Source organism: Peribacillus sp. R9-11 (assembly GCF_031345095.1).
GTDB classification, from domain to species: Bacteria; Bacillota; Bacilli; order Bacillales; family DSM-1321; genus Peribacillus; species Peribacillus butanolivorans.
Genome location: NZ_CP133763.1, coordinates 1349722 through 1371784 on the forward strand (window position 1 = coordinate 1349722; position 22063 = coordinate 1371784).

Here is a 22063-nt window from a genome sequence, read left to right on the forward strand (position 1 = left end):
GTGTATGTTCTGTAAGTTCGCAAAAAATTAATTGAAAAAACAGAAAGATTTTGGTAAGATATTATTGAACTTATTGACTATTCTGTTCGTTTGGTCGGAATTGAGGTGGAAAATGTCTGTTGATCGTAAAAAATTAATTTTAGAAGCCGCGACCAAGTCTTTTTCCCTTTTTGGATACAAGGCAACGACAATGGATCAAGTGGCTAAAATTGCCAATGTCGGAAAAGGAACAATCTATACCTTTTATAAAAATAAAGAAGAGCTTTTTAAAGAAATTGTTCAGCGGATGATAGAGGAAATGAAATATGAGGCTGAACAATCCCTGGATGATCAATTCTCCTTTTTTGAAAATCTTCATCGAGCTGTTTATCGTATTTTGGAGTTTAGACAGGAACATCAATTATCTTTAAAACTTCTTCAGGAAGAACGGGAAATTGGCACACCGGCTGTTCAGGAAATGGTTAATGAAATGGAAGAAGCTATTGTTTCCTATATTAAAGAAAAACTTAAATCAGCGATTGATAAAGGCTATATTCAGCCTTGTGATCCAGAAATAACAGCTTTCCTCATGTTAAAAATGTACCTTGCCCTTATTTTCGATTGGGAGAGGAATCATGAACCATTAGGAAAAGAAGAAATTGCTGAGCTATTCAAAATATATTTATTTAAAGGATTATCTGTTACTTGATAATTCTATTTTTTTGCTTATATGACCTGAAACAGCACATTCAAATTGAAGGAAATATAAAAAGACGATCCAATTAATTGGATCGTCTTTTTATATTTGGGGATAGGTCCAGCTGCGAAACTGGAACTTTATATGGGATCATCCTGCTAATTGGGAAGCTGATGGTGAAACACGTAAACTATTACTTTACAGAAAGGCAATGATCACAGTGGTTTCCATAACATTCGTGCTGTTCTTCAATCTTTTTTCCGCATTCCGTGCATTGTTTAGGAGGCAGGTTTTTAAAGAACTCAACGCTACTTTGAATCATGAACATCATCTCCTGAATTTTTTATTAATTTCTTTTCTATAGTATTCATTGTATTATAACAGAATCACTGTGTCAATGTATGTTTTATAACATGGGTAAAAAAGATGAAAATAGGGGAAGAATAGTTTATATTAATGGGGAAGTCATTGTGAGAAAAAAGGAGTGCCTAAGCATGAAAATCACCGTAATTGGTTGTTGGGGCGGATATCCAGCTAAAAATGAGGCAAGTTCTGGCTATTTGCTTGAATATGAAGATTTTCGCATTCTGCTTGATTGCGGTAGCGGTGTTCTATCACAGCTACAAAATCATATGAAGCCGGAGGAACTCAGTGCGGTAGTATTATCCCACTATCATCCAGATCACGTAGCGGATGTAGGTGTCCTGCAACACGCTGCGCTAATTCAGCAAATACTGGGCAGCGAAAAAAGGACTATTCCTATTTATGGTCATGATTTAGATGCAACCGAATTTGAAAAGTTAACCTATAAAGATATAACAAAGGGGATTGCCTACTCTGCTGATGAGCCTTTAACCATCGGTCCATGCAAATTTACTTTTATGAAAACAAAACATCCAGTTCCATGCTTTGCAATGAGAATAGAGGCTGAAAATCATTCGATTGTATACACAGGGGACAGCTCTTATATGGATGAGTTGGCTGATTTCGCCAAGGATGCAAATGTTTTATTATGTGAAAGCAACTTTTACAGTAATATGGACGGCTCAAAGGCCGGTCATATGACAGCTAGGGAAGCGGGCATACTTGCTGATAAGGCAGACGTCCAGCTTTTACTCTTAACTCATCTTCCACATTATGGTGATCTGAATCAACTGAAAAAAGAAGCATCAGAGGTATTCAAACGGGAAATTGCAGTAGCGAAAAGCAATCTCGAATTTCAACTATAAATGAATCATCAGGGGTATGAATGAAGTCGACAAGGGGGAACAACGGTGCTTTTTATTGATAACAAAGGAATCACAGATCCACAGATTAATCTGGCTATTGAAGAGTATGCACTCAAACACTTAAATATAGATGAAACCTATCTTTTATTCTATATTAATCGTCCTTCAATCATCATAGGGAGAAATCAAAATACGATTGAAGAAATTAATGCCGATTATGTTGAAGATAACGGTATTACTGTTGTCAGACGTCTTTCCGGGGGTGGAGCGGTTTATCATGATTTAGGAAATCTCAATTTCAGTTTCATCACGAAAGATGATGGGGACAGCTTCCATAATTTTAAGAAATTCACTCAACCTGTGGTAGAAACGCTTGAAAAACTAGGAATTCATGCTGAATTAAGTGGACGTAATGATATTCTTGCTGAAGGAAAGAAAATCTCTGGCAACGCGATGTTTTCAACGAAGGGCAGGATGTTCAGTCATGGGACATTGTTGTTTCAATCAGAAATGGACCATATTGTTTCCGCTTTAAAAGTGAAAAAAGATAAAATTGAGTCAAAAGGGATTAAATCAATTAGAAGCCGTGTCGGTAATATCGCTGATTTTCTAAAAAAACCGATGACTGTTGAGGAATTCCGTTCTTTCCTTCTGAAAAATATTTTTAAAGATAGTGGAGAAGTTACGGAGTATGTTTTAACAGAAGAAGATTGGGATAAGATTCATAAAATCTCAGAGGAAAGGTATCAAAACTGGGAGTGGAACTACGGAAAATCACCTAAATTCAACTTGCAAAACTCACATAGGTTCCCGGCTGGGTCTGTTGATATCCGTCTTGAAGTGAATAGGGGAATCATTGAGAACTGTAAAATTTACGGTGACTTCTTTGGAGTTGGCGAAGTTATTGACATAGAACAAAAGCTTACTGGAACTCGTTATGAAAAAGAATCTATCAGCTCGGTATTAGTTGAAATAGATGTTCGACATTATTTTGGCAATGTAACAAAAGATGAGATAGTAGCTTTAATATATTAATTTTGAAAAGCCGTCCGAGCCTATAAGGACGGCTTTTGTGTCTAATAATGACATTAATTGCTTGAATTTGGATAAAAATGTTGCTGTAATCATTTACTTTTAATATAATAAAACTGTATTTAGTTTGAGCTAAAAATGAATGATTATTCATTCATGCTTTTTACAGGGGAGGGAGAACGATGAATTTATCTGAACAGCTTCATCAAACGTCTTTAAGAAAGGCTGATAAGCCAGCTTATTATTTTATGGATCAATCCACTTCATATGGAGAATTGGATGAAGCCGTAACAAAGTTTGCAGACGAACTACATAAGCTTGGTATTTCAACTGGTGATAATGTTGCGTTGGTTTTAGGCAATTCTCCACATTTTATTATTTCGTTGTATGGGGCTTTACGAGCAGGGGCGACCGTAATACCAGTAAATCCAATTTACACACCTGATGAAATTGGGTACATCCTGAATAATGGCGATGTAAAGGTCGTTGTAGCTTTAGATAAGCTTTTACCCTTATTAGAGAATATGAACCCCATTCTTTCAAGTGTTGAACAATATGTAATTTGTGAAACGCAACCGGCTAATGGGGATATAAGTAAACTGAATATTTACCCTAAAATGAAATCGTTTACAGAGATGCTGAAAAAGGGGGATGTCCACTTTTTAGGACCGAGACTGGATCCTGAAGATACGGCAATCATTCTATATACTTCTGGGACCACTGGAAAACCAAAAGGGGCCATGCTCTCACATACAAATATTTACTCCAATGCACATGATGTCGGCGAATATTTAAAAATCACGGAAAATGACCGTGTTGTTACGACACTGCCAATGTTTCATGTTTTCAGTTTAACAGTCGTTGTGAATGCTCCATTGTTGAGCGGAGGTACACTGTTAATTGTCCCGCAATTTAGTCCAAAGGAAATATTCAGGCTAATCAAAAAATTTAATGCGACTGTTTTTGCTGGCGTACCAACAATGTATAATTTCCTTTTCCAATATCCAGATGGTAAAGAAGAAGATTTGAATTCGTTACGAATATGTATTTCAGGTGGGTCTGCCATGCCGGTTTCGCTGCTGGAATCCTTTGAACAGAAATTTAATATTATTGTTTCAGAAGGTTACGGCTTGTCTGAAGCATCACCTGTCACATGCTTTAACCCTTTGGATCGTCCAAGGAAGGCCGGATCAATCGGAACATCAATCCTTCATGTTGAAAACAAAGTCGTAAATGAGCTTGATGAAGAAGTGCCTGTCAATGGAGTGGGCGAATTGATTGTCAGAGGTCCGAATGTAATGAAAGGGTATTACAAAATGCCGGAAGAGTCGGCTGCTGTTTTAAAAAACGGCTGGCTATATACTGGTGACCTAGCCCGGATGGATGAAGAAGGCTACTTTTTTATTGTAGATCGTAAAAAGGAATTAATCATTGTTGGTGGTTATAATGTCTATCCGCGTGAAGTCGAAGAGGTTCTATACGCCCATCCTGAAGTGGTTGAAGCCGCAGCGATAGGCGTGCCGGATCCTAATCAAGGTGAAGTCGTTCAATGCTTCGTGGTGAAAAAAAATAATGCATTGACCGAGGAAGAATTACTTGCTTATTGTTTAGAACATTTAGCTAAATATAAGGTCCCAACAAAAATTGAGTTCTTAGATGAACTTCCAAAAAATACGACAGGAAAAATTTTACGTCGTTCCTTGAAAACTCATGTAACTCAAAACTAAATATGATTTGTATCTAAGGAGATTATTGCCTATCACATGCAATAGTCTCCTTTTTGTACAAGCAAAGTGTATCGCCATGCATAAAGTATATAGTGGGGAGCTTAAAGTCTTGATTCTTATTTCAAAAAGAGTTATGATTGTCATTAAAAATTTCACTACATGTAAGGAGGGGTAAGATGAGAGATGTAGAGCTTTTAGATATTTTTACACATCCTATTGCTCAAAAATACTTGAACAGATCAGGCCTTGCACACGCGATTGCCGTTGCCTATCATGCGTTTCACCTAGCAAACGAATATAACGTAGATCCTGATATTGCTGCCAAAGCTGGTCTTTTGCATGATATGGGTCATTTCACCTGGTATCGCAATGGGAAATGGGATTATGACTTGTACAAACAAAATGATATCCATCCTATTAAAGGTGCAGAAAGAGCGCATAAACTGTTAATCCGGCTTGGAGAAAATCCGGTTAAAGCCAAGACTATTTCCCTCGCCATTTTATTTCACACCGATTCATTTTTACCTTCAAATGATATTATTCGAACACCGCTTCAGCAAGTCGTCAAATGGGCCGACGAAAAAGATGAAGAAGAAGGTGGAAAACACCATTATCGCAAAATTGATTTCCAGCGTGCAAAGGAAAGCATAATCCAACTAGACAAACTCATTGATGAGGAACAAAGAAAAAGGCTATCATCCTGAAAATATACGGTGATAGCTTTTTTTGTGATTAAAAACAGGAGTTCTATATGAAGTATGAAAGGGTTACTACTCAAGAGGGTGTTTTTTTCGCAATTAATCGACTTCTTTCAAAATAGCTTTATACACTGCCTCTTTATCGAAATCAAATTCACCCATTCCAAAAACTTTGACGACACGATTTTCAACATCGAGCAAATAGGTTGCGGTAGTATGGACAAATTCGCCGGTTCCTGAATCTCGAAAAAGAAAATCAAATTGGTCAGTTAGCTTTTTGGTATCTTCAGGTGAACCTCGTAATATCTCCCAGCCATCCGTTTTATTTACTTCAAATGTATTTGCATACGCATCTATTTTTTCAGCTGAATCCTTTTCCGGATTAAAAGTGATAGTTAAAAACTCCACTTTACTTCCAAAAATATTTTTCTTAACTAATTGATCTCGAATATTTTGCATTTGAAATGTGGTATTTGGACATAAATCTGGACAATCAATATACATAAACTCCAATAGCCGGACTTTAGGTTCTAATTCAGAGAAGCTGAATGTTTCACCCTCTTGTTTTTTCATCACTATATCATCTGGAAAATACATTTTTGACTGACGGTATTCTGTAAAATAAAAGATACCTGATCCAATGCCCATCACTAATAAAATTGTAAAAATAATATAAATTTTTTTCACCTTTGTTTGTCACCCCAAGTCTTTATAATTATCTATCTTCACTATACAGGACTGAATTCTAAACGAAGGAATGAAAACGGGCGAAATGATGAAGATTATTTGAACATTTATTGTCATTATATGATATGGAGACGGAAATACGGTTCTAACCTGTCCATTTTGGATTAAACTATAAGAGGTAGGTTAGATTTAAAGGAGGGTCGTAATGGTTAGGAAATGGGCAGGAAGAGCGGTTCTTTTATATATACTTTTTGTAGCAGTGATGTATTGGTATATTTTCTATGGGGCAGATACCTCTATTCCCCAAGCATTACGTGGTACTGCAGCAGATCCTGCAACATTTCTGAATGCAAGGGAACTAAAGCTTAGCGAAGAGTATTCAGGGTTGCGGAATTTTCTTTTTTTCGTTTCGACTCCATATGAATGGCTAATGTATTTTTTTGTTTTATTATTTGGGTTTTCAAAAGCATTTGAAAAATCGGCTTTGGGGACCTCTAAATGGAAAGTGATCCAAACAGGTATTTATTTATTTTGGCTTTCGGTGGTTTCTTATCTAGCGCTGTTTCCAATCAGTTTCATTGGTTACAGGATGAGTAAAAGTTACCATATCAGTACCCAGAGTTTCTCTTCGTGGATGAAGGATGAAGTCATCGATTTCTGGGTGAACTTTGGGATGATGTTCATCATCGTTTCAGTTTTATATTGGTTAATGAAGAAAAGTGTGAAGAAGTGGTGGCTCTACGCTTGGTTGTTGTCGATTCCATTTTCATTGTTCCTGATGTTTTTACAGCCTGTATTGATTGATCCGCTGTATAATGAATTTTATCCACTGAAAAATAAAGAATTAGAAACGGAAATATTGGCACTTGCCGCACAGGCCGAAATTCCGGCGGAACATGTATATGAAGTAAATATGGCAGAAAAGACAAATGCCTTGAATGCATATGTAACTGGTATAGGTTCGAACTCAAGAATTGTTCTTTGGGATACGATCTTGAACAAACTAGAAGAAGATGAAATACTTTTTATCATGGCACATGAAATGGCTCATTATGTTGAAAAGCATATATATATTGGTATAGCAGGTTATTTAGGAATGACTTTAGTTGGTTTGTGGCTGACATCGAAAATCATGAATTACTTTATTAGACGTTGGGGCCACATGTTAAAAATACATTCGGTTGATAGCATCTCTTCACTTCCATTATTTCTCTTAATTACGGGTGTATTACTGTTTGCCTCCAGTCCGCTGTCCAATTATGTTTCCAGATATCAAGAAACAAGGGCTGACCGTTATGCTATTGAAATGACTGGTGATAAAGAATCGGCAATCACAACGTTCCAGGAACTCACGAGGGCGGGGTTGAGTCAGGTGAATCCCCCATTACTAGTTAAATGGCTGCGTTATTCCCATCCAACGATGCTTGAGCGGATTTCTACTGTTGAAAATGATGATACAAAGGATTATTGAAAGCCAGCTGAAAATCAGCTGGCTTTTTTACTTGCCTTATTTCGGGGAAAGTGGAAGTTTGTAGTTTGTTTTCAGAAAAAACTTTTAATTTATAAATCTTAGGTTCTCTACTATAATAAATTAAATTCCCAGTTGGTTTATAAGGAGATCAGTTATGTATAATGTACTTTTCATCATTATAGGCTCAGTGCTTGTTGCATTAGCCTACAATCTATTTTTGATTCCTCATTTAATTTTGAGCAGCGGACTTAGTGGGCTTGCGATTATGTTAGGAATCATTACCCCAGTTAACACAGGGATATTGAATTTCCTGTTAAATCTGCCACTGTTGATTCTGGGATATATAAAATTAGGAAGACGTTTTATCACATATACGATATTATCAGTTGTCGTAATATCTGTCAGTTTGTATATCATTCCGATTCATGGAGTGTCCACTGAACCAATTCTGTCTTCTTTATTTGGAGGAATCATTTCGGGGGTTGGTATCGGTATCATCTTCCGTGCTTCAGGATCTTCCGGCGGATTTGATATCATTGCAATGCTTTTGGCTAAGAAAAGCGACTTTCCACTTGGTTCATTACTATCGGTGATGAATGCAGTTGTGGTTGTTATCTCAGGGTTCATCTTTGGTTGGGATGCCGCATTATATACATTGATTTCAATATATGCAGCAGGAAAAGTGATCGATACAATTCATTCTAATCACATTAAATTAACATTAATGATTGTTACGAAACAGAGTGACGAATTGAAAGAGAAGCTTCTTACCAACTTATATCGGGGAATTACTGTCATGGATGGTGAAGGTGCATACTCCGGAGAAAAGAGTAAAGTAATGATGACCGTCATTACTCGTTATCAATTAACCGATGTAAAAGCTATGATAAAAGAAGTGGATCCGAATGCTTTTGTAAATATTACTGAAACAGCCGAGGTCATGGGGATGTTTCATAAAGAATGATAAAGAAATAGAAAAGCCTCCCGACATTTGGGGAGGCTTTTTGATTATTTAGCTATTTTTAATCAAACATTTTTAATTTCCAAACTGTTTTAGCAAAATGTTCATTTCAGAACTTAGTTTTAGGAATAAAGGTTTGTCTTTAGTATCTAACGCTTCATCAATTTGTTTCGCAAGGATATTCTTTTTGGTATTAAGGACGGATTCTAGAATAATCATATCAATTAACATTTCCTGAACTACAGCATCGTTTTTCATTTCGCTCATTGATAAGGACTTCACTGACTCTGAATAAGATTTTTCATTTTTCAAAGTAACCACCCCTGACCCTTTTTATTAGTATATGGATTTAAGTGGATAAAATCAACAGAAAATTTAAAATATTTGGAAATGTGTCGTTTAGATGACGAAATGACCACGTTTAAAAAGAATTTTTAATTTTTTGTGAACTTGCTTATAACCTATTCTAATTGTGCTATTATAGTGAGGAATTTAACACATATTAACTAACTGTCCTATATTCTATAGCCATATGAGGTATTAGGGAGGGGGACAGGGTAAAAGGTTTGATCGAAATCTTAGCTGTTTTCTCAGTAGAGGGAAAATAATAACCAAATGCTGAAAGTTACACTTTTTAATGCAGTGAGGAAGAGGTGGTTGTAAGTTGAAGGAAAGTTGTCAGGGAATTATCGAAGAATATGAAATCACTCCTTATACTTTAATGGTAATGCCAATCAATTATGGAAGTAAAATATACGCCCAAATCGTTGAATTGGAGGACGAGTTCATTTCCCCTTTCAAACCTTTGGAAATTGTCAAGAAAAGCTGTGAGTACTTTGGATCGAGTTATGAGGGACGAAAGGATGGAACGAAACAGCTTATAAATATCACTCATAAAGCACCGATCGCGATTGACCCAACTAGTTCAATTTTCTTCTTTCCGACTACATCTCCCTTACGTCCTCAATGCATCTGGTTATCTCATGAGCATGTGGTATCCTATGATCGCGTAGATTCAAAACATACAAAGGTTACATTCCGAAATAAACAAACCATCGATATAGAAGTATCATGCAGTTCTTTTGAAAACCAGCTGCATCGGACATCTTTTTTAAAAACTAAACTAATTCAAAGGATTGAGGAAACAAAAAGGAAGTCTTTCTATTTGTTCACCGATGCAAATGGGGGAAAAGCTTCAGAGATGATGTCAAAGTATAATCCACGCTAGCTAATTATGTTAAGCAAAGCATTTGCAAGAAGTGTTGATTTGTATCAATCAATATTAAAACCTCAAAAAGCGAACTTCCTAAGAGGAGGTTCGCCTATTCTAATTTAAGCAGGTATATAAACTGCCCTAAATTAAAAACCTGCCTTACAAAACTGTAAGACAGGCGTCATTTAGATAGATGTGCCGTAATAAGTATATCTCCTATAATGAAATCAATGGAAAGATATATTTTACAATGATATGAAAAACCCATCAACCTTTTCGCTGAATCAGGAATTGAGCATCCTTTTATATGCATTCGATTGTGGAAAACATCATAACCTTTTTGACATTTCATTAGTATTAATATATAATGAATGACAGTCATTCATTCGCGAAGGAGGTTCATAATATGGCAAGCAGTCCTGATGGAAAATATGAAAAAATTTTAAAGGCCGCCATTGATGTCATCCCTGAAAAAGGCCTTGATAAGACTTCCATTTCAGATATCGTAAAAAAGGCTGGAGTGGCACAAGGAACTTTTTATTTATATTTCTCTTCAAAAAAGGCTTTAATACCAGCTATTGCAGATAACCTTCTTACCATTACTTTAGAAGGAATTAAGGGAAAGATTCAAACGGAAGAAAACTTTTGGGACGTCTTGGAAGTTGTGATTGATGAAACCTTTAACGTAACAGATGCACATAAAGATGTTATTGTCCTTTGTTATTCCGGGCTTGCTATAGATTATTCAATGGAGAAATGGGAATCGATATATCAGCCTTATTATTCTTGGCTTGAGGATATAATAGATAATGCCATTAAAAATAACCAGATAATCAGTGACATTAATGTTAAATGGACGGCTAGAATGATTATAAACCTTATTGAAAATTCAGCGGAACGATTTTTTATAAGTCATGAGCAAGATGATACCCTCGAAGTATTTAAGGGTGAGATATTTAACTTTTTAAAAAGAGCGTTATTTAGAACATAAATAAGTTATTGGATCTTTTCCAATACTTTTTATTACATTAAAAATGACTGACATTCATTCAGTAAGAGAGGTGATTAATATGAGTTGGTTATTAGTGCTTGTTGCTGGTATTTTAGAAGTAGTTTGGGCATCCGGACTTAAGTATGCAGATTCCTTTTTAGATTGGGTAATCACCTTTCTTTTAATTGCAGTAAGTTTCATTTTACTCATTCGTTCTTATAAAACGATTCCTGTAGCCGCGGCTTATACTGTATTCGTAGGAATTGGAACTGTAGGCACATATATCGCGGGGGTATTTTTAGGTGAATCTTACTCTTTTGGACAAATTTTCTTTCTAATGATTCTTTTATCAGGAATTATCGGAATGAAGACATTCACTAAAAAAGATAATGAGAAAACAAGAGGTGAGCATTAATGGCTTGGGGATTATTATTAATAGCTGGTCTTGAGGAAGTCATTGCTACGATTGCAATGAAATACATGGATGGTACAAGAAAAAAATGGCCTATATACGTGATGACGATCGGCTTTTTACTCTCATTTTACTGTCTTTCTAAAGCTATGCAAGTACTTTCTGCTGGAGTTGCTTATGGAGTATGGACTGGTATTGGTAGTGTAGGAATCACTTTAGTCGGTATATTATGGTTTAAAGAACGATTTGTTTTTTCTCAATTTATATCACTTGGTCTTATTTTAATAGGGGTCATTGGTTTAAAGATGACATCATCGTAATAACAATTGAAAATAAAGTGAAAAACGTCATTGGAATAGAATGACAAACAAGAGGTGATAATATAGCTAGGTTCTATTTTTTATTAGAGGAATGTTAGAGATTGGCATTTTATAAGTAAAGAAGAAATGATAAAAACGGCATGGGTCATGTTAATAATGGCAATATTAGCATAAATTAGCGGTGTGATTTCATTGAAACTTACAGATAGCTTTACAAAATTCAACCAACGATTTCTTGTCTTTTTTCGCCGGAATTAGCTTTTATTTATTATCTGTGGCCATACAAACTCTTCCTGTAGGATAGGCTTATGCCATCTGGACTGGTATTGGTTCAGATGGCATAAGCGTTTTGAGTGGAATGCTTTTTTTCAAAAAATTAAAAAATATTAAACGAATTATACTTATTAGTGGTATAGGCATCAGTATAATGGATGTCAATTGTTTCATGATATTAAAGAAAATGATTTTGTTATACTTATAATTTAGTACTCTTTTATTTTTTAAGAGGATTTGTTCGAAATGGTCGTTGTAAAACTACCTTGCGAAATTCACGATTGCATGACGAGTCCTTTCATACACCAAGATGCTGTTTGAATCTGATATTCATTTTAAATGGGGGATATTTATATGCCCCCATTTAAAATGAATATTTGGTAAGGGGTATAAAGAGAGGGACATCCCTTTCCAAACAATACGTATATACTTCGTTTATCTGCCATTTTAATATCTCTTATACTTATGTTGTTAGTTGTTAACAATAGGGGACTTGTGAGACATCGTAGACAGAAGATGACCAATCTTTTTTTTAAGAGACCCACCATACGATTAAAACATGCCCTTTTTGAAAAAATCCAGTCAGAAATGCTTCTTTATAACGCACCAGATGGATTTACATAGTTATGGAATAAAGGTGTTAATCCTTTAAATCTTCTGGAGTCATTTTCTTTAACAATATTGTTATTATCATGGAGAACCTTTTTAACCATAATTAAGGTGTTTATATTGACTAAAAGTTATGAAGCAATTGGAGTGAGTGATATACAGTTACTTCTTCTGAAGAGTTTGAGCCTATAACACTATTTTTCCAAGAAAAATATAGCCAACAGCGTTCCATTAACCCCTTATATATCTCTCTACGAATTTGTTTGAATGTAAATATTCACATTCATATATAGGAATAAACAACCCCTAGTAAGTGCATGAAGTTTCTGAAATGAATAATAAAACCAAGTAGCCCATCATTTAAATTATTATAACTTTCAATAGGCGGTTTTAAACAAATACATCCCCTAAACTTCCTTGGATCGTTGACTTCTTTCGAAAAAGTAATTACACAATAAGTCTTCGGTTTTGTTGCGAAGGCGAGGATTGAAATAATTATGATGTTCCTCGTATCCTTTATATAAAAAACAATACATCGTAAAGGATTCATCGCGTTTAATTTCACTTACCTTAATATTCTCCTTGCGCAAATAGCGCCGCACCTCGGCAAGCTCTTCCTGAACGGCTTTTAAAACAAGTTCCACTAGTTCTGAATAGGGCCTTTTTAATTTAAACGGACTTATTTCGATGACCTTGAGATCCCGGTTTAAGACTGTAATCACCATAGGAAGGTAGATGGCTTTTTCAATCATATTTCGGTCATCCTCTGGAATGCGGGTCATCATGACCGCTCCTTTCTAAAAAAGCAGGTTTTCATATTAATATGTATGCTTCATATAAATAAGAACATATGTTCTTTAATCCATCTTAATGGATTATCAGTTGATATGCAAGCGGTTTGTTGGAATGATGAAATTTCTGTTAATAAGATTATGTTTTCCTGAGATAGGGAAAGTATGATTATATATGGATAATAATTCTTGCAATTTTTCAGAGGAAAGTGATATATCTAAAATAGAACAGCTTTTTAATAAGTTTATGCTGCTTTAATAGTCGGCATGTCGAGGGAGATAATTATGGACTTGGATACTATACGTGAGTGGTTTACACTTGATAATATATCGGCACTTATTCAGCAATATCGCTCATTCGGTCCAATCCCGGGAATTTTGCTACCGATGCTGGAAGCTTTTTTGCCCTTTTTACCCTTAGTTGTGTTTGTACTCGCTAACGCAACGGCTTTTGGTCTCTGGTGGGGTTTTTTATTTTCTTGGATTGGGGCGGTAGCGGGAGCTTTTCTGATCTTTTTAGTTATTAGAAGATATGGTCAAATGAGGCTTTTTCGACTTTTGCAGAAACATAAACAGGTGCAAAAGCTAATGGTTTGGGTAGAAAATCATGGATTCGGACCGCTGTTTATACTGCTCTGCTTCCCTTTTACACCATCGGCTATTGTGAACATAGTGGCGGGGCTTTCAAAGGTCAGCCCGTTGCAATATGGACTAGCTGCCATAGGAGGGAAAGCGGTGATGATCTTTACGATTAGCTTCGTAGGTTATGATCTTGTATCCCTTATTCATAAGCCTGTGCGTACAATCATCATAGGTATTGTCATTTTTATCTTATGGTATGTAGGAAAAAGACTGGAAGTCCGGCTAAATAAAAGCATGAAGAGAGAAGAAGGGAAATAAGTATTAGAATATAAATGCAGCAGTAGGGGTTGAAATAGATGGAAAAAACAAACAGAAATTCTTTATCCGACTGGGTAAAAGCAGCCATGATTGCTTTTGTTATTTACATCTTAATCCGTACATTTTTCTTTTCAAGCTATGATGTTGAAGGGGAGTCGATGCAGCCGACACTTGAAGAAGGTAACAAACTTGTTGTGAATAAAATTAATTATCAAATCAGGGATATCAGCCGATTTGACATAATTGTTTTTCATGCGAATTCACACGAAGATTATGTTAAACGAGTTATAGGGATTGCAGGTGACCGTATTCGTTACAAGGATGATTGGCTTTATGTAAATGGTGAGAAAGTGAATGAGCCTTATCTTGAGAAGTTTAAGGAGGGGTTCCCGGGGCAGAACTTTACGGGTGATTTTACATTAAAAGAAATCACTGATACGACCACTGTCCCAGATGGCAAGCTGTTTGTCATGGGGGATAATCGTCTTGAAAGTGCGGACAGCCGCCACTTTGGTTACATACCAGTTGAAAATGTAGTTGGTAAAGTTGATGTGCGATATTGGCCAATCAAAGAATTTAATTTGCAGTTTAAAGGTGAATGATTGCGGAAGCCCGAAATTATTGAGGGCTTTTTCTTTTGATTAAAACACGAACGTACGATTGGTATTTTTATTAAGGAAACGGTAAAATAATAGGAAACAAATCGTAACTGGAAACAGAAACCACGTCAAAAAGACGGCAGTATTTCTGGTATGATAGATCTAGATATTATGTTGTATAAGGGGGAAAAAGATGTCACTACGTTTTTTACTAGGAAGATCGGGTGCAGGGAAAACTTCGAATGTTTTGGACGAAATTCGCTCCAGATTGGATAAGGACCCCGAAGGCAATCCAATAATTTACCTCGTTCCTGATCAGATGACGTTTCTATCGGAATATAAATTAATTAAAACGCCAGGCCTCGCTGGAATGATACGGACACAGGTATTCAGTTTTAGTAGGCTAGCTTGGCGCGTTCTGCAGGAAACTGGCGGAATGAGCCGTCTTCATTTGGACAGTGTTGGCGTTAATATGTTGATACGAAAGATTATGGATGATAAAAAAGAAGATTTGAAAATGTTTCGCCGATCTGCTGATAAGCAGGGATTCATTGCTCAAATGGAACAAATACTGGCTGAATTCAAGCAATATTGCATCCAACCGGATGACATTCAAAACTATTTGACCGAAACATCACCGGGAGGCAATGGAATTCAGGATAAACTACATGACCTTGAACTGGTTTATCAGGCTTTTGAGGATGAAATGATTGGAAAATATTTAGATTCTGAAGACTATTTTACTTTACTTATAGAAAAAATGTCAGAGTCTTCATATATAAGAGACGCGGATATATACATCGATGGTTTTTACAGCTTGACACCACAGGAATTATTGATTGTAGAAGAAATGATGAAGCTGTGCAAGAGTGTAACAATTGCGTTGACATTAGATCAGCCCTACAGACAATATGCGCCTGATGATCTGCAGCTTTTCAGGCAAACAGGGAATCTGTATCATCAGCTTTATCAATCGGGATTAAGGGCTGGAATTCCAATAGCAGAAGATCGCATCCTAAACGGTACAGCAAGGTTTGGTGGGAGTCCGGGGCTGAATCATCTGGAAACCTATTTTGCCCAACGTCCTGCGCGAACTTTTGAGAACCCCTCTGAAGTAACGATTGCTCAGGCAGTTAACCGCAGGGCTGAAATTGAAGGGGTCGCCCGGAACATCTTGACACTTGTCAGACAAAAACAGCACCGCTTTCGGGATATTGCGATTTTAGTTCGCAATGGAGAAGCATACGAAGATATTTTACAAACAGTTTTTCGGGATTATCAAATTCCACTGTTCGTGGATTCAAAACGAACTATGCTCAATCATCCCCTGATTGAACTGATTCGATCGACATTGGAGATCATAAATGGCTATTGGCGTTATGAACCTGTATTTCGGGCAATCAAAACGGAGCTACTATTCCCGCTTCAAAAAAGCCACGACCGAATGCGTGAGCAGGTAGATAAGCTTGAAAATTATGTGCTTGCTCGTGGGATTAAAGGAGGTAAGTGGACTTCTAAAGATCGATGGACCTACCGCCGCTTCCGTGGACTAGAGCTCGAAGACCGAGCCCAAACGGATAAGGAAATGAAGCTAGAGCAGGAACTGAATGAGCTGAAGCAATTATTTACTGAGCCCATTTTGAAGCTCTCAAAACGAGTGAAAAAGTCTCAAAATGGTAGAGAAATATGCGAAGCCCTTTATCTATATCTTGAAGAATTACATGTACCGGAAAAATTGGAAAAGCTAAAGCTGGAGGCCGAAGAAGCAGGAGATTTGGTTTCAGCTAGAGAGCATGAACAATCGTGGAACGCAGTCGTCGACCTGCTAGATCAATTCGTCGAGCTGTTAAGCGAAGAAGAGCTTTCTATGAAACAGTTTGCGGTAATCATTGAAGCAGGTCTGGAATCCCTTGAATTTTCTTTAGTACCGCCGGCAATTGACCAAGTCCTTGTCGCTAATCTCGATCTATCACGTCTTGATGATGTTAAGACAGCTTTTGTCATTGGTCTAAATGAAGGGGTCTTGCCAGGAAAAGCTGTATCTGATGGAGTATTTTCCGATAGTGATCGCGAAACGCTTTTGGCAAGTGGACTTGACGTTGCCCCAAGCTCGAAGGTTCGCCTCTTGGATGAGGAGTTTACAGCGTATAAAGCATTTACTACACCGGCTGAAGCGCTCTATTTATCGTATCCGCTTGCCGATGAGGAAGGAAAAGCTCTCTTACCCTCTTCTTATTTAAAGAGGGTAAGGGACGTCCTGCCGCACGTTACCGATTCTTTTTATATGAACGACCCATCGGACCTGTCTGCTGAGGAGCAGGTGAAGTATGCCGCGAATTATGATGTGGCCCTGTCTTATCTGGCTGCCCAATTGCAGTTGAAAAAACGAAACTACCCCATCCATTCACTCTGGTGGGATGTATACAATACCATTATTGAAGATGAAATGGTTGGTCCCGCAGCAGCTAAGGTATTATCGAGTCTTTTTTACCAAAATAAAACGAAGAAATTATCTGAAGAAACAAGCAAGCAATTATATGGTGAAAGCATTCTTACAAGTGTATCGCGGATGGAAATGTTTAATAGCTGCCCGTTTTCCCATTACGCTGCTCATGGTTTGAAATTAAGGGAAAGGCAGATTTTCCGTCTGGATGCACCGGATATTGGTGAAATGTTCCATGGAGCGCTAAAAATGATTTCGGATTATTTAAAGGAAAATGATATTCCTTGGTCTTCATTGACAAAAGAGCAATGCTTGGAATTGGCTAGAAACGCAGTGGAAAGGCTTGCTCCAAAGCTTCAAAATCAGATTTTGTTAAGTACGAACCGACATCATTATTTGCGAAGGAAATTGGAACATGTAATTGGGCGGGCATCAATCGTCTTAAGTGAACATGCCAAGGTGAGCGGATTTGCTCCAATAGGATTGGAACTTGGCTTCGGGAAAAATGGAGAGCTGCCGCCGCTTTCGTTCACACTGAAAAACGGGACGGAAATGGAATTAATTGGACGGATTGATCGCGTTGATAAAGCGGAAGAAGGTGAGGGTGTCTATTTGCGTGTGCTCGATTATAAATCGAGTGAAAAGGAGCTAAACATGAGTGAAGTGTACTATGGACTTGCTCTGCAAATGCTGACATATCTTGATATCGTCGTTACCCACTCCCATTCACTTATCGGCAAAGAAGCGATTCCAGCCGGTGTTTTGTATTTTCATGTTCATAATCCGGTTGTTAAATCAAAGGGTATGCTCAGTTTGGATAAAATTGATGAAGAAATCTATAAGAGCTTTAAAATGAATGGACTTGTATTGGATCATACAAATGTTATTCAGATGATGGATACATCGCTTGATATAGAGACTTCCAGTAAATCTGACATCATTCCAGCTGGATTTAAAAAGGATGGATCGCTTTTAGCAGCTTCCAAAGTTGCGAGTAGGGAAGAGTTTTCACTTTTGAATCATCACGTACGCCGGGTCTATCAGGAGGCTGGTGATCGAATGGTCGATGGTGACGTAGATATCACACCATATAAATTAAAGGAAAAAACCCCATGTACCTTCTGTTCGTTTAAATCAGTGTGTCAATTCGATCAGTCTTTGGAGGAGAATCAATTTAGGAATTTAGCACAGAAGAAACAAAATGATGTTTTGGATTTATTAAGAGGGGAGGGTGAAAGATGAGTAAAACAATAATTCCTGCGCTTCCGGGTGACGTTACTTGGACGGAAGATCAATGGAAAGCGATTTGGGCAAAAAATCAGGACATTCTGGTTGCAGCGGCGGCAGGTTCAGGGAAAACTGCGGTGCTAGTCAATCGGATTATTCAAAAGGTTGTTTCAGAAGATGATCCGATTGATGTTGATGAACTCCTTGTTGTGACATTCACGAATGCTTCGGCTGCCGAGATGCGTCACAGGGTCAGCGAGGCATTAGAAAAAGCGATTAATGAAAATCCGCATTCACAGCATCTGCGTAAGCAGTTGAGCTTGATTAATCGAGCTTCGATCTCCACGCTTCACTCCTTTTGTTTAGAGGTGATTAGGAAGTATTATTATCTGACGGAAATCGACCCAGGCTTTCGAATTGCGGACTCTACAGAGGCACAGTTACTACGTGATGAAGTAATGGAAGTGCTTTTCGAAGAGCAGTATGGTCAGAGTGATAATGAAGAGTTCTTTAATTTGGTTGATGCTTTTACAAGTGATCGAAACGACGATGCACTTCAGAATATAGTCCGATCTCTCTATGATTTTTCGCGATCGAATCCAGATCCAAATCAATGGCTAAATAGTGCCGCTGCCATGTATGATCTGGCTGATGATGCAGGAATAGACGATCTTACATTTATCGAGTCCTTGAAATTCGATATTGGTTTGCAGTTGGATACAGCCAAGGATTTATTGGAGCGCTCCCTCGAACTGACAAAGGTACCGGGGGGGCCAGCACCAAGGGCAGAGAATTATTTAGCTGACCTTGCTCTTGTTGCCAAATTGTCGGGAGTTAAAGATCACTCTTGGAACGCTCTTTATGAAGAAATTCAAAACGTGAAGTTTGGTACGGCAAAACGATGCACGGGAGCAGACTTTATCAAAGATATTGCGGATGAGGCTACCAAATATCGTGATAAGGCAAAGAAAATTATAAAATCGTTGCAGGAAGAGTTATTTTCTCGTAAACCCGAAAGTTATCTACGTGATATAAGAGAACTGAAGGGATATGTCGATACCCTGGTTATGCTCGTTAAACAGTTTGACGAAAGATTCTTCGCCGCAAAAGCGGAAAAAAACTTGGTCGATTTCGCTGATTTGGAGCATTACTGTCTTCAAATCTTGACAGAGGAAACCGTAGATGGTGAACGAAAGCCATCAGCAGCCGCTATTGAATATCGGAAACAGTTTAAAGAGGTACTTGTCGATGAATATCAGGATACCAATCTAGTTCAGGAATCAATTTTAAAACTGGTGACGGCAGATGGAGAATATAGTGGGAATCTGTTTATGGTGGGCGATGTCAAACAGTCGATATACCGTTTCAGGCTTGCGGAACCGAATCTTTTCCTTGGAAAGTACACACGCTTTACCCATGATGGGAACGAATCAGGTCTGAGGATCGATTTAAACCGGAATTTCCGGAGCCGAAAGGAAGTTCTCGATGGAACGAACTTCTTATTTCAACAGCTGATGGGGATTACAGTCGGTGAGATTAAATATGATGAGGACGCCCAGTTGAAAAAAGGAGCGCCGTATCCCGAAGACAAACCAAACCCTATTGAACTCCATTTAATTGATGGAGCAGAATCCCATTCAGAAACAGAAGAGTCGGAAATCGGATTCGAGGCCGAGGAACTTGAAAAGGCGCAACTCGAAGCAAGATTGATGGCCAAGCTCATTAAAAAGACTATAAACGAAAAGCATCAGATATATGATATGAAAACCCAACAATACCGTTCTGCGACTTATCGTGATATGGTCATTCTCCTTCGTTCTATGCCATGGGCACCGCAAATTATGGAAGAATTTAAGAAGCAGGGGATTCCTGTTTATGCTAACTTGTCATCAGGGTATTTTGAGGCGACAGAAGTAGCAATCATGATTTCCTTATTAAAAGTGATTGATAATCCCCAGCAGGATATTCCTTTGGCTTCCGTTCTGCGTTCACCTATCGTCGGGATGGATGAAGAAGAAATGTCGCAGGTCCGTTTATTCCATACAGGTAGCTATTATGAAGCATTAGCTGATTTTTACAGAAAGAGTGACTCAGATGAGCATCCTGGGCTTTATGAAAAAGCTTCATCATTTTATAAAAAGCTAGTAAAATGGCGAAAGCTTGCCAGGCAGGAGGCGTTGTCCGACTTAATCTGGTTGCTGTATCGTGAAACTCAGTTCTATGATTTTGCAGGAGGAATGCCGGGTGGCAAACAGCGTCAGGCCAATTTAAGGGCATTGTACGACAGGGCAAGGCAATATGAAGCGAGTTCATTCCGTGGTCTGTTTCGTTTTCTGCGTTTCATTGATAGAATGCAGGAACGTGGAGATGATTTAGGGGCAGCTCGGGCTTTAGGTGAACAGGAAGATGTAGTCCGCCTGATGACGATTCACTCCTCAAAGGGTCTGGAGTTTCCGATTGTGTTTATTGCCGGACTTTCTAAACAATTTAATATGATGGATTTACGAAAGCCTTATTTACTGGATAAGGATTATGGTTTTGCGGCTAAGTATGTGAATTCTGAATTACGGATAACGTATCCATCTCTTCCACAGTTGGCTTTTAAGAAGAAGAAGCAGCTTGAATTAATTGCAGAGGAGATGCGTGTCCTCTATGTTGCGCTTACAAGGGCTAAGGAAAAGCTGTATTTAATTTCCAGTATCAGTGATGCAGAAAAAATGCAGCATAATTGGGCAAGTAATGCGACACACGGTGATTGGTTATTAAAGGACTATGTACGAGCTGGTGCAAAAAGCTATCTTGATTGGATCGGTCCATCCCTTGTCCGTCATCGAGACTTTCAGGGGGCAGCTGGTCTTGGCTGGGAAATGGAGTCACATCCATCAAATTGGTCCATCTCTGTCATTCCTAGTGAAGAGCTGGCAGTTCTGGATGATGAAGAGGCACTCGCACAAGAGCAATTTCTAGAGCATGTTCAGAAGTCAGAGAAGGTCGAAATGGTTTCCGAGTTTTCTCAGGATATCAAGGAACAGCTTAAATGGGAGTACCCAGAACATGAGGCTTCCGTGCATCGTTCCAAGCAGTCCGTTTCTGAACTAAAACGTCAATATGAACTGAAGGATGAGCAAAGTTCCACAGAGTTGTTGAGAAAATTTAAGCGGCCAATCACGAAGCGTCCGACTTTTATGCAAGAAAAGTCACTAACTCCTGCTGAAAGAGGAACGATTACCCATTTAGTCATGCAGCATATCGACTTATCAAACGAGATTACCATTCAATCGATTCAGCAATTGATGGTTGAACTGATTCAACGCGAGTTGTTAACCGACGAACAGAAAGAAGCTGTGAATCCGGATACGATTGTTGATTTCTTTGACAGTGATATCGGTCAAAGAATGCAGAAGGCTCAAAGTATTCGCCGTGAAGTGCCATTTACAATGTCATTGCCGGCTAAAGAGGCTTACAGTGATTGGGCAACTGGAGAAGAGGAAATTCTGATTCAGGGTGTTATTGATTGTATTTTTGAGGATGAACAAGGGCTTGTGTTGCTTGATTATAAAACGGATACAATAACTGGTCGTTTTGCTAGTGGGTATGAAGGGGCAAAAGAGATTCTTGCCGATCGATACCGGATGCAGCTACAGCTTTACACAAGGGCTGTCGAAGGAATATTAAATAAAAAAGTAACGAGCCGTTATTTATTTTTCTTCGATGGAGCGCATTTATTGGAAGTATAAAGAGAAGTGCGTAAAACCCTGGCAAATAGACAATGAAAAAAAGAATAGATTAAGCTATGGTCTTTTC

At 38.0% G+C, this 22063-nt stretch carries 20 protein-coding genes; 16 read left to right on the forward strand and 4 right to left on the reverse strand.

Annotated features, from left to right (window positions below; translation table 11 throughout):
* Positions 1-112 precede the first annotated feature (112 nt).
* Positions 113-688 carry a TetR/AcrR family transcriptional regulator gene (locus tag RE409_RS06495; RefSeq protein WP_056528061.1) on the forward strand — a complete coding sequence of 192 codons (576 nt, stop codon included), beginning with the start codon at positions 113-115 and terminating at the stop codon, positions 686-688.
* Positions 689-869: 181 nt separating this feature from the next.
* Here RE409_RS06495 and yhfH read toward each other — a convergent pair whose 3' ends face one another.
* The gene (gene yhfH, locus RE409_RS06500) at positions 870-998 is read right to left on the reverse strand and encodes a protein YhfH (protein ID WP_082527657.1); all 129 of its coding nucleotides are present in this window, start codon (positions 996-998) and stop codon (positions 870-872) included.
* Positions 999-1170: 172 nt separating this feature from the next.
* Between yhfH and RE409_RS06505 the strand changes: the two genes are divergently transcribed.
* From RE409_RS06505 to RE409_RS06520, 4 genes are all read left to right on the forward strand, one after another.
* Positions 1171-1905, forward strand: a complete 735-nt coding sequence (locus tag RE409_RS06505) for an MBL fold metallo-hydrolase (protein WP_309558738.1) — start codon at positions 1171-1173, stop codon at positions 1903-1905.
* Between the two features lie 45 nt (positions 1906-1950).
* The gene (locus tag RE409_RS06510; RefSeq protein ID WP_201221704.1) at positions 1951-2940 is read left to right on the forward strand and encodes a lipoate--protein ligase; all 990 of its coding nucleotides are present in this window, start codon (positions 1951-1953) and stop codon (positions 2938-2940) included.
* A 179-nt stretch (positions 2941-3119) separates the two neighbouring features.
* Entirely contained in the window at positions 3120-4664 is a 1545-nt protein-coding gene (locus tag RE409_RS06515) for a fatty acid--CoA ligase family protein (RefSeq protein WP_201221701.1), read from the forward strand.
* 176 nt (positions 4665-4840) lie between these two features.
* Positions 4841-5368: an HD domain-containing protein gene (locus RE409_RS06520; RefSeq protein WP_053344935.1), complete on the forward strand. Its 528-nt coding sequence runs from the start codon at positions 4841-4843 to the stop codon at positions 5366-5368.
* Between the two features lie 93 nt (positions 5369-5461).
* Here RE409_RS06520 and RE409_RS06525 read toward each other — a convergent pair whose 3' ends face one another.
* Positions 5462-6049: an SCO family protein gene (locus RE409_RS06525; RefSeq protein WP_309558739.1), complete on the reverse strand. Its 588-nt coding sequence runs from the start codon at positions 6047-6049 to the stop codon at positions 5462-5464.
* A 205-nt stretch (positions 6050-6254) separates the two neighbouring features.
* Between RE409_RS06525 and RE409_RS06530 the strand changes: the two genes are divergently transcribed.
* Together RE409_RS06530 and RE409_RS06535 are read left to right on the forward strand one after the other, a co-directional pair.
* Complete coding sequence (locus RE409_RS06530; RefSeq protein WP_309558740.1) at positions 6255-7520, forward strand: M48 family metallopeptidase; 1266 nt, start codon at positions 6255-6257, stop codon at positions 7518-7520.
* A 154-nt stretch (positions 7521-7674) separates the two neighbouring features.
* Entirely contained in the window at positions 7675-8484 is an 810-nt protein-coding gene (locus RE409_RS06535; protein ID WP_053344938.1) for a YitT family protein, read from the forward strand.
* A gap of 72 nt (positions 8485-8556) precedes the next feature.
* On the opposite strand, the gene RE409_RS06540 is transcribed toward RE409_RS06535, so the two are convergent.
* Positions 8557-8793, reverse strand: a complete 237-nt coding sequence (locus tag RE409_RS06540; RefSeq protein WP_056528078.1) for an IDEAL domain-containing protein — start codon at positions 8791-8793, stop codon at positions 8557-8559.
* 352 nt (positions 8794-9145) lie between these two features.
* Here RE409_RS06540 and RE409_RS06545 point away from each other — a divergent pair, with 352 nt between their 5' ends.
* The 5 genes from RE409_RS06545 (at position 9146) to RE409_RS06565 (ending at position 11898) form a co-directional block, all read left to right on the forward strand.
* Positions 9146-9709 (forward strand): competence protein ComK, encoded by a 564-nt coding sequence (locus tag RE409_RS06545; RefSeq protein ID WP_201181936.1) that lies wholly within the window; start codon positions 9146-9148, stop codon positions 9707-9709.
* A 391-nt stretch (positions 9710-10100) separates the two neighbouring features.
* Positions 10101-10685 carry a TetR/AcrR family transcriptional regulator gene (locus RE409_RS06550; RefSeq protein WP_309558742.1) on the forward strand — a complete coding sequence of 195 codons (585 nt, stop codon included), beginning with the start codon at positions 10101-10103 and terminating at the stop codon, positions 10683-10685.
* A gap of 79 nt (positions 10686-10764) precedes the next feature.
* Positions 10765-11100 carry a DMT family transporter gene (locus RE409_RS06555; RefSeq protein ID WP_056528084.1) on the forward strand — a complete coding sequence of 112 codons (336 nt, stop codon included), beginning with the start codon at positions 10765-10767 and terminating at the stop codon, positions 11098-11100.
* Positions 11100-11417: a DMT family transporter gene (locus RE409_RS06560; RefSeq protein WP_056528086.1), complete on the forward strand. Its 318-nt coding sequence runs from the start codon at positions 11100-11102 to the stop codon at positions 11415-11417. The genes RE409_RS06555 and RE409_RS06560 overlap by 1 nt, the downstream gene beginning before the upstream one ends.
* Positions 11418-11766: 349 nt before the next feature.
* Entirely contained in the window at positions 11767-11898 is a 132-nt protein-coding gene (locus tag RE409_RS06565; RefSeq protein WP_309558743.1) for a hypothetical protein, read from the forward strand.
* A gap of 808 nt (positions 11899-12706) precedes the next feature.
* On the opposite strand, the gene RE409_RS06570 is transcribed toward RE409_RS06565, so the two are convergent.
* Complete coding sequence (locus RE409_RS06570) at positions 12707-13081, reverse strand: YhjD family protein (RefSeq protein ID WP_201249897.1); 375 nt, start codon at positions 13079-13081, stop codon at positions 12707-12709.
* A 294-nt stretch (positions 13082-13375) separates the two neighbouring features.
* On the opposite strand from RE409_RS06570, the gene RE409_RS06575 reads away from it, so the two are divergent.
* The 4 genes from RE409_RS06575 (at position 13376) to addA (ending at position 21996) form a co-directional block, all read left to right on the forward strand.
* Positions 13376-13990: a TVP38/TMEM64 family protein gene (locus RE409_RS06575; protein WP_309558744.1), complete on the forward strand. Its 615-nt coding sequence runs from the start codon at positions 13376-13378 to the stop codon at positions 13988-13990.
* Positions 13991-14028: 38 nt separating this feature from the next.
* Positions 14029-14592: a signal peptidase I gene (gene lepB / locus RE409_RS06580; RefSeq protein ID WP_201181928.1), complete on the forward strand. Its 564-nt coding sequence runs from the start codon at positions 14029-14031 to the stop codon at positions 14590-14592.
* Positions 14593-14782: 190 nt separating this feature from the next.
* Entirely contained in the window at positions 14783-18274 is a 3492-nt protein-coding gene (gene addB / locus RE409_RS06585; RefSeq protein WP_201249895.1) for a helicase-exonuclease AddAB subunit AddB, read from the forward strand.
* Positions 18271-21996 carry a helicase-exonuclease AddAB subunit AddA gene (gene addA, locus RE409_RS06590; protein ID WP_309558745.1) on the forward strand — a complete coding sequence of 1242 codons (3726 nt, stop codon included), beginning with the start codon at positions 18271-18273 and terminating at the stop codon, positions 21994-21996. The genes addB and addA overlap by 4 nt, the downstream gene beginning before the upstream one ends.
* The last annotated feature ends 67 nt before the right edge of the window (positions 21997-22063 follow it).